The following is an 11663-nucleotide window of genomic DNA, read 5'->3' on the forward strand; positions in this document are numbered from 1 at the left end:
TATAAGGGCGGGATCGCGAGCCTGACGAAGCCCGGATTTCCGGCATCTTGCGAAGGCACGCTGGAAAATGCTGGTAACAGACTGCGACACTTGAGCAATTCACGGTTTTGCCTGCGCGGCTTTCTCGACCGCCGCAACTCTGGTACCAGCGGCCGGTTATCTGGCTAACCCGTTTGAGGCCGACATGCAGTTCATCGATCTTGGCGCACAGCGCGAACGAATCCGCGACCGGCTGAAGGCCGCTATCGACCGCGTCGTCGACGAAGGCCGTTACATCCTGGGTCCCCAGGTCACCGAATTCGAAAACAAGCTCGCCGCCTACATCGGCACCAAACATGTCGTCGCTTGCGCCAACGGCACCGACGCATTGCTCTTGCCACTGTTCGCGGCCGGCATCGGCCCCGGCGACGCGGTATTCGTGCCGAGCTTCACCTTCGCCGCCACGGCCGAAGTGGTCGCGCTGGCCAAGGCCGAGCCGGTGTTCGTCGACGTCGATCCAGTGACCTACAACATCGACATCGCCAGCCTTGAGGCGGCCATCGCCATGATCAAGAAGGAAGGCCGGCTGAAGCCGAAGGCGATCATCCCGGTCGACCTGTTCGGCCTCGCCGCCGACTACGATGCCATCATGGCGATCGCCAATCGCGAAAAGCTGATGGTGATCGAGGATGCGGCCCAGTCGATGGGCGGGTCGGCAGACGGCAAGATGTGCGGGGCGTTCGGCACGGTCGGCTCAACCAGCTTCTACCCGGCAAAGCCGCTCGGCTGCTACGGCGACGGCGGCGCGATGTTCACCAACGACGATGCGCTGGCCGAACAGCTTCGGTCGTTCGCCTTTCACGGCAAAGGCGAAACGCAATATGACAATGTCCGCGTCGGCATCAATTCGCGGCTCGACACGCTGCAGGCTGCAATCCTGATCGAGAAGCTGGCTATCCTCGAAGACGAGATGGGCGCCCGCCAGGTCGTGGCAAACCGCTACGCCGAAGGGCTTGGCGATATCGTCACGGCAGCCCGCAATCTGGACGGCGGCCGCTCGGCCTGGGCGCAATATGCCATCGAGACGCCGAAGCGCGACGGTCTCAAGGCGCATCTTCAGGAAAAGGGCATTCCGTCGGTCATCTACTATGTGAAGCCGTTGCACGAGCAGATCGCCTACCGCGATTATCCCCGGACGCCGACTGGCCTTGAAGTGTCGGAAGACCTGCCCAAGCGCATCCTGTGCCTGCCAATGCACCCCTATCTGAGCGAAGCCGACCAGGACCGGATCATCGAGACGATCCGGAACTACATCGGATCGAATTCAGCGCAAGCCGCAGCCGCCGAGTAGGCGAGATGATCTCCCCCCTTGAGGGGGAGATGGCCGGCAGGCCAGAGGGGGTCGCCGCGCGCGAAGCGCCGACTCCATATAGGTCGCACATGCTGAGACGACCCCCTCTGTCGCCTTCGGCGACATCTCCCCCTCAAGGGGGGAGATTACGCGCCTACGCCCGCGCTCTTGCCACTGGCGATAAAGTGGGGATTGGCGAAATCCGCGTCATCGCTCTGGTTGCGCTTGCCATAGACTAGAGGTTTGCCGTCCAGCGTGCGTGTCATGCCACCCGCGGCCCGAAGCACGGCATCGCCGGCCGCGGTGTCCCATTCCATGGTGCGGCCAAAGCGCGGATAGACGTCCGCCTCAGCGCCCGCGACAAGGCAGAATTTCAGCGACGAGCCGACAGAGACGATCTCGGCGGCACCGAGGTCACGGATATAGGCATCGGTCTCGGGCGTGTTGTGCGACCTGCTGGCAACGACGGCGAGCGGCGCCACAGCCGCTCTCACCGAGACCGGCCGGCGGCCAACAATTTCGTAATCGCCGTTGATTTCAAGAGATTCCGCCCTGCCCGGCCGGCCGGAAAAGAAGCGACCAGTGCACGGCGCAAAGACGACACCGACGCCCGGCACGCCGTGGCGGACAAGCGCGATGTTGACGGTGAAATCGGTCCGGCGGTTGACGAACTCCTTGGTGCCGTCGAGCGGGTCGATCAGAAAGAAAGCCCCGTCCAGGTCGGGCGGTACGATGCCGGCGGATGCTTCCTCCTCGGCCACGCATGGAATGTCGGGATATGCCGCGCGTAATCCGGCGAGGATGATCTTCTCACTCTCGCGGTCCGCCTCGGTTACCGGCGAACTGTCTGTTTTCTGATCGACCGCGCAGCCGGCATGGAAGACGCGCATCACCTCGCGCCCGGCCGCCAGGGCCAGCCGCTCGAAGACGTCTAGCATCCGCTTGTCGTCAGATTCCGCCGCCGCTGTCGTATTGGTCTTCGGCAATGTCGCGCTCGTTCAGCCAGAGTTCCAGGGCCTCTACCATCTCTTCGGCCGACTTGCCGAGGGTTTTCAGATGGATTTCGGGTTTTTCCGGGGCCTCGTAAGGTGAATCGACGCCGGTGAAATTCTTGATCTCGCCATTCAGCGCGCGCGCATAGAGACCCTTCGGATCGCGCCTGGCGCACTCTTCAAACGGCGTGTCGACGAACACCTCGACGAACTCGCCCTCGGCCATCAATTCCCGGGCCATGCGCCGCTCGGCGCTGAACGGTGAAATGAAGGAAACGATGACGATCAAGCCGGCATCCGCCATCAGCCGCGCAACTTCGGCGACGCGGCGAATGTTTTCGACGCGATCGGCATCGGTGAAACCGAGATCCCGGTTGAGGCCATGGCGGACATTGTCGCCATCCAGGATGTAGGTGTGGCGCCCAGTGGCGAAGAGCTTCTTTTCGAAAAGATTGGCGATGGTGGATTTGCCTGAGCCCGAAAGGCCGGTGAACCAGAATATGGCCGGCCGCTGGTTTTTCATGTCGGCGCGAACGCGTTTGCCGACATCGAGCGATTGCCAGTGGATGTTTTCGGCGCGGCGCAGCGAATGCAGGATCATGCCGGCGCCGACGGTCGCGTTGGTGATGCGATCGATCAGAATGAAGGCGCCGGTCGTGCGGTTCTCCGTGAAATTGTCGAAGGCGATCGGCGCCCGCGTCGAGATATTGCAGATGCCGACCTCGTTCATTTCAAGCGACTTGGCCGCCTCATGGCCAAAATCGTTGACGTTGACCCGATATTTCAGATCGGTGACGGTGGCACTGGTCTGGTCGGTCTCCGTCCGCAGGATGTAGGAACGGCCCGGCAGCAGCGCATGCTCGTCAAACCAGACGATGTTGGCGGCGAACTGGTCGGCGACCTGCGGCCGCGCGGCCGGTGAAACCAGCATGTTGCCACGCGACACCTCAACCTCGTCGTCCAGGACAAGGGTGATGGCCTGGCCGGCGACCGCTTGCTTGAGGTCGCCGCCATAGGAGACGATGCGCTTGACGCGGGAGGACTTGCCCGATTTGGCGACCACGATTTCATCGCCTTGCGAAACCGCGCCGGAGGCGACCGTGCCGGCAAAACCGCGAAAGTCGAGATTGGGGCGGTTCACATACTGCACCGGAAAACGGAACGGCAATTCAACCATGGCTTCATCAACCGACACGGTTTCGAGATGCTCGATCAGTGTCGGGCCAGAATACCATTGCGTCTTGTCGGAACGGCTGGTGACATTATCGCCATAACGCGCGGACATCGGTATCGGCATGATCATCTGGAAGCCGAGCTCATGCGAGAACTGCCTGTAATCCTCGACGATCTGTTCGAAGACAGCCTTGTCGAAGCCGACGAGATCGATCTTGTTGATGGCCAGAACAACGTGGCGGATGCCAAGCAGCGAAGCGATGATCGAATGGCGCCGGGTCTGGCGCAGCACACCCTGGCGGGCGTCGATCAGCACTATGGCCAGATCCGCTGTCGAGGCGCCGGTCGCCATGTTACGCGTGTACTGCTCGTGGCCGGGCGTGTCGGCAACGATGAACTTGCGCTTCGGCGTGGCGAAGAAGCGATAGGCGACGTCGATGGTGATGCCTTGCTCGCGCTCGGCCTCCAGGCCATCGACCAGCAGCGCGAAATCGATGTCGTCGCCAGTGGTGCCATGCTTGCGCGAATCGCGCTCGAGCGCGGCGAGCTGATCCTCGAATATCTGCTTGGTATCCGAAAGCAGGCGCCCGATCAGCGTCGACTTGCCGTCGTCTACCGAACCGCAGGTCAGGAAACGCAGCAACGATTTCTTTTCCTGCGCCGCCAGATAATCGCGGACGCCGTCGGTGGGGGCGAGGCTCTTGGCCATGATGTGGCGCATGCTCAGAAGTATCCCTCGCGCTTCTTCTTTTCCATCGAGCCTGCTTCATCGCGGTCGATCAGGCGGCCTTGCCGCTCCGAGGTACGCGCGGTGAGCATTTCGCCGACGATGGCTTCAAGCGTATCGGCATCGGACTCGATCGCGCCGGTCAGCGGATAGCAGCCAAGGGTGCGGAACCGCACCAGCCGGTTCTCGACTGCCTCGCCAGGACGCAGTTGCATACGATCGTCGTCCTTGAGGATAAGCATGCCATCGCGTTCGACGACGGGCCGCTCCTTGGCGAAATAAAGCGGCACGATCGGAATATTTTCCTGCAGGATGTATTGCCAGATGTCGAGTTCGGTCCAGTTCGACAACGGAAACACCCGGATCGATTCACCGGCCGCGATCCGCGTGTTGAATATCTTCCACATCTCCGGCCGCTGATTCTTCGGGTCCCAGACATGCTGGGCGTTGCGGAAGGAAAAGATGCGCTCCTTGGCGCGTGACTTTTCCTCATCGCGACGGGCGCCGCCAAAGGCAGCGTCAAAGCCGTATTTGTCGAGCGCCTGGCGCAGAGCCACTGTCTTCATCACATGGGTGTGGGTGTTCGAGCCATGGTCGAACGGATTGATGTTGTCGCGGACACCATCCTCGTTGACGTGGACCAGCAGATCGAAGCCGAGCTTCTGCGCCATCTGGTCACGAAAGGCGATCATCTCCCGGAACTTCCAAGTGGTGTCGACATGGAGAAACGGAAAGGGCGGCTTGGCGGGATAAAAAGCCTTCATTGCCAGGTGCATCAGCACCGACGAGTCCTTGCCGACCGAATAGAGCATCACCGGCTTGGAAAAGGCCGCGGCAACCTCGCGGAAAATGTGGATGGATTCAGCTTCAAGCCGCTGAAGATGCGTAAGCACTGATGTCATGGACTGTTAGCGTTCTCTCGTGCCATCCAGCAGAAGGACCTTGCTTCAAACCGTCGAGTTCTCTTCGCTCGGTCGAGCTTCACGTCTGGACATGTATTTCCTTGACGGCGTTCTAGCAGATTGGGGCCATCCAGAACAATGCAAGACAAGCGTGTCGACATGCGCCCGGAGAATGAATTTTCCATGCCATGCGAAAAACCCGAAAATTCCTGCTCAAAAGCTCAAAGGCCATGAAACAGCGGGAAAAATATTGCCTGAACAGGTAGAGCCGACGAGCGTTGAACCCACTCTCCCGCAGTCACGATCGGATCGATATTGCTGCCGATTTTTGATGGTGGCTCCTGCTTGCCGCACTATCGAAACCCGTGTCCAGCCGCTATACCGACTGCTGAAAATGAGCAGACTGCGTGACGCAATATACGCAAAAGTCGACCGCCGCCATATTCTCTTCGGCTAATGCAAACGTGTCCCGCAAATCCCCGGAATTGTGAACCAGATCATTGAGCCGGCTTTCTTCCATAAAAGAGCAGTTCACACCTTCTCTGGTGAACATCTACTTCTCGATTGTTTGCTTCCTCTCACCCGTCGTCGGATCGGCCGTCAGTTTTGTCTTCAACGGCGGCGCTCTGTGGTCCGTTCTGCTCATCGCCATGAAGAGACGGCGATTCAATGCCGATCGCCCCATGCTCGCCATGACCGCCGCTGTATACGCCTATTGCGGGGCCAATCTCCTGGCATCCATCATCAACAACTCGATCGTCAGGGATGCGCCGCATCTCCTTTCGCTCGTTACCTTTCTGTTTTTTCCCATTTCCTATTCGACCTGGAGCATTTCGCGGAAAACCACGCTGGTCCGCATCATCATTGTGAGCAGCATCTGCGCTTGCCTTGGCGCGTTGGTGCTGGCGATCATCCAGCAGTACTGGCTCGGGATAAGGGCCAAGGGTGGGGCCGGAAACGCGATCGTGTTTGCCGAAGTCGCCTGCCTCAGCGTCATGATCTGCCTGACATGCATTGTCTCAGGCATCGAAAAGCTCAGGGGTGTTGTTCTCATCTGCGCGGTGCTGGCCGGCTCCGTCGCCATCATCTATTCCGGATCGCGCATCATCTGGCTGGCATTGTTGATGGCTGGCATTGCCGTGTTCTTGATCAACCTGCAAACACTCAAGGGCAAGAATGCCGTTCGCCTGCTGCTACTTCTGACTGCGGTCGCCGTCGTGAGCGCTGTTCTTGGATTCCGTGTCATCATTGATCGTGCGGATTTTCTGTTCACCGACTGGAATTCGCTCGCGACACACGGCGACTACACCACGGCCCTGGGATTGCGCGTTGCGCTTTGGGACATCGGACTGAGGGCGTTCCGCGAGGCGCCGCTGTTTGGACATGGAATGGGGGCGGCCACGCCACTCATGCTGCAAGGGTTCCAGGAACGATATGGGATGGCGGAAGGATTCAGCCATTTTCACAATGGGTTCCTCACCGCATTGGTGGAGGCGGGCATCCTTGGCGCGGTGACGCTAGCGGCGATCTTTGTCGTTGCCGCGCGGAATGCGGCCAAAGTCCTGCGCGCCAGCATTGACCCCATCGAGCGGTTTGGCGCCACCATGATCGTCATAGTGGTGATCACCTATCTCACCGCTGGAATGACCGGCATCCTGGTCGGTCACGACATTCTGGATTCGGTGCTGATGATCTTCCTGGTGTCGGGGACATATCTCGCATCCGGGCGCACCATTGCGCTGCCGGAAACGAGGATGCTTCCAACCGCATCAGCGACCCCATAGCGTTCCGGGTCGGACGATGAAGGTTCTGGTAACAGGCGCAACCGGCTTCATCGGCGGCTTTGTCGTTCGGCAACTGCGTGAAGCCAGGATCGACGTTCGCATCGCCTCCCGCCATCCGGAACAGCTTGGCGCTGGAGGCGATGCCGCTCGGCTGCCGGAGCCCGACGCCCCAGCCGAGCACTTTCTGACGCTCATGAAGGACATCACGCACGTCGTTCATTGCGCAGCCCTGAACAATGACCAGACTAGCGCAACGGATGCCGACTTTCGGGCCGCCAATGTCGCGTTGACCGAACGGTTGGCGCACGCGGCGGCTATCAGGACGAGCGGACGCTTCATCTACCTGTCCTCCATCCGGGCGGTGATCGGCGCCGATTTCAGAGGAACGATCGATGAGCGCACGGTCCCTGCCCCGCAATGCGCCTACGGACGCTCGAAACGAGAGGGAGAGATCATGGCGCTGGAGGCCTACGCGTCGTCAGGTCGCGCCGATGCCACGGCGCTGCGTCTGCCGCCGGTCTATGGAGCGGGCATGAAGGGAAACCTGGCTACGCTGATGCGGCTGGCCGATACCGCCCTGCCCCTGCCGGCCGCCGCCTTTTCAGGTGTCCGCTCGCTCATCGCGCGCGAGGCCGCGGCCGGGGCGGTGCTGCACTTGCTGACCAGCCCTGTCCCGCTTCGCCCGGTCTACTTCGCCAGCGATCTGCCTGCTATTCCCATCACAACCATCATCGAAGCTCTCAGGCGAGGTTTTGGGCGCCCCTTGCGCCTTTTACCTATCCCGGCCGCGCTGATGCGACGGGCGGCATCCCTGTTGGGCAAAGGCAAAGCATGGGATAGGATGACGGCGACGCAGATATGCGATCCATCCCTACTCATGTCGGAGGGTTGGACGCCGGAGGCCGATACGACCGGTCGGCTGACGGAAATGGCGCGGCTGGCCAAACTCGGGCAGGCTCAGCCCCTGTAGATCGTTCGGAGCAGAATCCGAAGGTCAGATCCGATCGAAGCCGTCTTCAGATATTCGGCATCGGTTTCGGCAAGGAGCCTCGGGGTCGACATGTCGATGCCCTGGATCTGGGCCAAGCCGGTTATGCCGGGAGGTGCTGATAGCACACCCAGCTCCGCGCGACATTCGATCAACTCCGTCTGCGTCGGCAGACATGGACGGGGACCGACCAGGCTCATCTCGCCTTTCAAGACGTTGCAGAGTTGCGGCAGTTCATCGAGCTTGTAGGCACGCAGGACCCTTCCAACCGAGGTCACCGCATTTGCCGGCGCCTCGTGCGTGGGTAGGGACGGTGTTCCCAGATACATGGTTCTGAGCTTGTGGCAGCGAAACAGCGCACCATCGCGTCCAACCCGGGTTTGCGAGAAGAGCGCCGGCCCCGGCGAAGAAGCCCTGACAGCAAGGACGGCAATCACCAAGACTGGCGAGGTCACCAGCAGCAGCAGCGCCGCCCCTGCGAGGTCGAAGGCTCGCTTTGGTCCGCCATGGCCGGAAGATATCACCGACATGGCCTAGACGCGGCCCCAGATGATTGCGAGGTAAAGCCCCAGCGTCCCCGATAGCGTCTGTCGATAGACGCCGCTTCGGCGCAGGTAGCTCAGCCGGCGGAGAGGACCGCCTTTTCGCGATTCCATGAACAGATCGAGGCAAACAGCAGAATCCGCGGCAAGAAGATCGCGATTGACGGCAAGGCCGCTGAGATTGTCGTCGGTCCAGCTGGCGAACTCGCCTTTCAGTAGGCGCCCAAGCCTGGAGATCCGCGCCTTCCACGAAACGTTGGCTCCGACCAGATTCCTCTCATGCTGCCGGTAACGCACCAGCGGCCTGGGATCGTAATGAACGACACCGCCGGAAGCCGTCACGATGAGATAGGCCCACCAGTCATGGCTGACAAATTGCGTTCGCACTGACGCCCTGGCCAGCAATTGGCGTGCCGCTCGGTTGATCATGATGGTGTTGCCGCCAGCAATGCTCTGCACCAGGGCATTGCGAAATGAAGGAGGCCGCTGGAACAATGGAGAACAGCCGATGACGCGCCCCGACTTGGATATGGTTGCGGTCCGCGAGCAGAACATAAGCGGCATATCGGCATCACGGGTCCGCATCCAACGCAAGGCAGTGTCGAGCCTGTCCGGCTCCCAGATGTCGTCCTGGTCGCAAAAGGCATAGTAGTCGGCATCGATCCGTGGATCGATGATCATCGACCGGAAATTGGCGGCAAAGCCCTGCCGCGGGCCGTCCACCAGGGTCAATCGACCCTTAGGCCAGCGAGCTTGCCATGCCTTGACGATGGCGGTCGTACCGTCCGCCGAACCGTCGTCGGAAATCCACAGATCGATGAGAGGCTGCGATTGCGCAAGCAGGGATGCGAGCTGTTCATCGATGAAAGCCGCGCCGTCCTTCGTGCCCATCAAGATGGCGATGCGCTGATCCAGTTTGCCCACGAGCTATGAACCCTGCGAATGGCTGAGAGCAGCCATGGATGGTTTCGATCAGTCTAACAAGGGTCGTCAGAACTCGAGAGCCCGGCCCTACCGGGCCTGTCCAATTATTTTCGCGGTGAGAACGTGATCAACATCGGCCGGAAATGCCTCCGGCTGGTGAAGGCCCGCCATCACGGCAAGCGACAGAGCCTTGTCCTGGCTCTTCATGGCTGTTTGCAGCGCGGTAAGCGCTGCCTCCACCCTTGGCCATTCGGCGACATCCATTCTCAAGCCGAATATCTTCGATATTTCGAGTTCAACAACCTCTTCATTTTCACCGCGCAGTGTCTCATGCAACTTCTCGCCCGGCCGGATGCCGGTGAATCGGATTGGAATGTCGGTGTAGGGGCTCTTTCCGGCCATGCGGATCATCGTCTCGGCGACTTCCAGGATCGGCACCGGCTTGCCCATGTCGAGCATGTAGATGGCATAGTCTTCCTTGCCCTCGCGCGCGGCTGCATCGGCCGCGGACATGATGACGAGATCGACGGCTTCGACCAGCGTCATGAAGTAACGCGTCATGCGTCGGTCCGTTATGGTGAGGGGACCGCCGGCCTCGATCTGCGACTGGAAGATAGTGGCGACCGACCCGTTGCTGCCAAAGACGTTGCCGAACCGCACGGCGAAGAATCTGGTGCCAGAGCGGTGGCCATTTGCTCCTATGGCGTGCGTCTCATGCAAGGAACTGACGATCTGCTCAGCCGCTCGCTTTGTCATGCCGAGCACGGATGTCGGGTCCACCGCCTTGTCGCTCGAAACCAGCACGAACTGTGGAACACCGCATTTTGCAGCCACTTCGGCGCAGACAAGCGTTCCGAAAACGTTTGTCTGGATCGCCGATTCCCAATTTTCCTCAAGCAGAGGGACGTGCTTGAGCGCGGCGGCATGAAAGACGATGGATGGTTTGAACTCGCCGATCACCCGTGTCATCTGCTGCCGGTTCGCCACGTCGACGATACGGACCTTGAGGCGCGCATGGTCCTTCTCGTCGATATACTGGCTCAACTGGAAGATGCCGAACTCGGAATTGTCAGCGACCAGCACCGCTTCGGCGCCCAGTTCCAGTGACCGCTTGACCAGGGTGCGCCCGATCGAGCCGGCCCCACCCGTCACCAGAACCCGCTTGCCCGCGACGAAGGCGCCGATACGTTCGATGTCGGACGGCACCGCGGGGCGGCGCAGGATGGTTTCCATCTCGACGGCATCAAGCACAAGCCTTCCGCCCTGCCCCAGTTCGGAAAAGCCGGAGAATTGCACAACCGCTATGCCGCTATGCCGGGCCACGCGCACGAGTTCCGAATACTCCTCGATCTCCCGTTCCGCGCCATTGCCGAAAATCAGCATGTCGAGGCTTTTGGTACCGTTTGCATAGTCCTCGAGGACTTCCATCAACCTTGGCCGCACCGCCACCACCGGAACCCCCTGGATCCTGTGGCCCAAGGGCGCCCTGTGGTCGATCGCCATGATGCCCGCGATGAGATACTCAGCAGGCTCCACCGTTCGCGTGAAACGGATGATCAGGTCGGCCTCGCCAAGCCGGCCAACGAACAGCGCCTGCTTGATCGGTGTCTGATCAGCCCTTCGGCGCAGGATTCTCCAGCTCGCTCCGTCGCGAAGGAACCGGTAGAAAAGTCTAGGCCCGGATATGATCGTGAACGAGACGAGAAAAAAGACGATGAACTGACGCTCGTTGAGGCCCGCCACAGGATGGAAAAAACGGACCGTAAGGGAGACGGCATACAGGACGAGCGTGAGAATGCCGCAACTTTTCAGGATGTTGAAGAAGTCTGGCGTCGAAGCAAAGCGCCAGACCGTGTTGTAGAGTCCGCAATATCTGAACAGCAGATGGCTGATGAGCGCGATGGTTACCCAACTCACCAGCCCCGCATAAGACAGCGTTTCAAACGACAGATTCGACCTTGACAGCACAAGACTGAGCGCCACCGCGATCAGGACCATGACGATGTCCTGGACCATGATGAAGGCACGCCGCATATCCGGGCGAAGTCCGAACATGACTTTCAGGTATGAATCCATTGGGCGGCACTAGACTCCGGACTCGAGAACATGGCCGTTAGCGTGCCCGTGATCGAATCCTGTTCGATCACGTCAATCTATCGTACCAATTCCCCGGCCCCCACCGTCTGTATCGCATACTGCGGAGCCGCGGTCATCGCCAGATATTTTTTTCCAACCGGAATTGGTTAGGGTGTTGGGTGGTTGCTCTTGCTCGACCAAGGAAATCCACGCTCTTTATAATAA

At 60.2% G+C, this 11663-nt stretch carries 9 protein-coding genes; 3 read left to right on the plus strand and 6 right to left on the minus strand.

The genetic code is table 11. The annotated features are described in order from the left end of the window. Positions 1 to 184: 184 nt before the first annotated feature. Entirely contained in the window at positions 185 to 1330 is a 1146-nt protein-coding gene (locus ABVQ20_RS12445; protein WP_354459789.1) for a DegT/DnrJ/EryC1/StrS family aminotransferase, read from the plus strand. Positions 1331 to 1476: 146 nt separating this feature from the next. On the opposite strand, the gene cysQ is transcribed toward ABVQ20_RS12445, so the two are convergent. The 3 genes from cysQ to cysD are packed head-to-tail and all read right to left on the minus strand — an operon-like array spanning position 1477 to position 5124. Continuing rightward, complete coding sequence (gene cysQ / locus ABVQ20_RS12450) at positions 1477 to 2268, minus strand: 3'(2'),5'-bisphosphate nucleotidase CysQ (RefSeq protein WP_354459790.1); 792 nt, start codon at positions 2266 to 2268, stop codon at positions 1477 to 1479. A 10-nt stretch (positions 2269 to 2278) separates the two neighbouring features. Continuing rightward, on the minus strand, positions 2279 to 4216 hold the full coding sequence (gene cysN / locus ABVQ20_RS12455; protein WP_354459791.1) for a sulfate adenylyltransferase subunit CysN: 1938 nt from the start codon (positions 4214 to 4216) through the stop codon (positions 2279 to 2281). Between the two features lie 2 nt (positions 4217 to 4218). After that, a complete protein-coding gene (cysD, locus tag ABVQ20_RS12460) occupies positions 4219 to 5124 on the minus strand; it encodes a sulfate adenylyltransferase subunit CysD (RefSeq protein ID WP_354459792.1) in 906 nt (301 codons plus the stop codon). 500 nt (positions 5125 to 5624) lie between these two features. Here cysD and ABVQ20_RS12465 point away from each other — a divergent pair, with 500 nt between their 5' ends. Beyond that, positions 5625 to 6908 carry an O-antigen ligase family protein gene (locus tag ABVQ20_RS12465; protein ID WP_354459793.1) on the plus strand — a complete coding sequence of 428 codons (1284 nt, stop codon included), beginning with the start codon at positions 5625 to 5627 and terminating at the stop codon, positions 6906 to 6908. Between the two features lie 16 nt (positions 6909 to 6924). Continuing rightward, positions 6925 to 7878 (plus strand): NAD-dependent epimerase/dehydratase family protein, encoded by a 954-nt coding sequence (locus tag ABVQ20_RS12470; protein ID WP_354459794.1) that lies wholly within the window; start codon positions 6925 to 6927, stop codon positions 7876 to 7878. Here the strand turns inward: ABVQ20_RS12470 and ABVQ20_RS12475 are convergent. The 3 genes from ABVQ20_RS12475 to ABVQ20_RS12485 form a co-directional block, all read right to left on the minus strand. Then, a complete protein-coding gene (locus ABVQ20_RS12475; protein WP_354459795.1) occupies positions 7866 to 8426 on the minus strand; it encodes a sugar transferase in 561 nt (186 codons plus the stop codon). The genes ABVQ20_RS12470 and ABVQ20_RS12475 overlap by 13 nt on opposite strands. A gap of 3 nt (positions 8427 to 8429) precedes the next feature. After that, complete coding sequence (locus ABVQ20_RS12480) at positions 8430 to 9362, minus strand: glycosyltransferase family 2 protein (RefSeq protein ID WP_354459796.1); 933 nt, start codon at positions 9360 to 9362, stop codon at positions 8430 to 8432. An 87-nt stretch (positions 9363 to 9449) separates the two neighbouring features. Beyond that, a complete protein-coding gene (locus tag ABVQ20_RS12485; protein ID WP_354459797.1) occupies positions 9450 to 11438 on the minus strand; it encodes an SDR family NAD(P)-dependent oxidoreductase in 1989 nt (662 codons plus the stop codon). Between the last annotated feature and the right edge of the window lie 225 nt (positions 11439 to 11663).

Origin of the sequence: Mesorhizobium shangrilense (assembly GCF_040537815.1) — a bacterium.
GTDB classification, from domain to species: Bacteria; Pseudomonadota; Alphaproteobacteria; order Rhizobiales; family Rhizobiaceae; genus Mesorhizobium; species Mesorhizobium shangrilense.

Coding starts and splice junctions, on each gene's coding strand:
- ABVQ20_RS12470 (WP_354459794.1), top strand. CDS start 6,925: ATGAAGGTTCTGGTAACAGGCGCAACCGGCTTCATCGGCGGCTTTGTC.
- ABVQ20_RS12485 (WP_354459797.1), bottom strand. CDS start 11,438: ATGGATTCATACCTGAAAGTCATGTTCGGACTTCGCCCGGATATGCGG.
- ABVQ20_RS12475 (WP_354459795.1), bottom strand. CDS start 8,426: ATGTCGGTGATATCTTCCGGCCATGGCGGACCAAAGCGAGCCTTCGAC.
- cysQ (WP_354459790.1), bottom strand. CDS start 2,268: ATGCTAGACGTCTTCGAGCGGCTGGCCCTGGCGGCCGGGCGCGAGGTG.
- ABVQ20_RS12445 (WP_354459789.1), top strand. CDS start 185: ATGCAGTTCATCGATCTTGGCGCACAGCGCGAACGAATCCGCGACCGG.
- cysD (WP_354459792.1), bottom strand. CDS start 5,124: ATGACATCAGTGCTTACGCATCTTCAGCGGCTTGAAGCTGAATCCATC.
- cysN (WP_354459791.1), bottom strand. CDS start 4,216: ATGCGCCACATCATGGCCAAGAGCCTCGCCCCCACCGACGGCGTCCGC.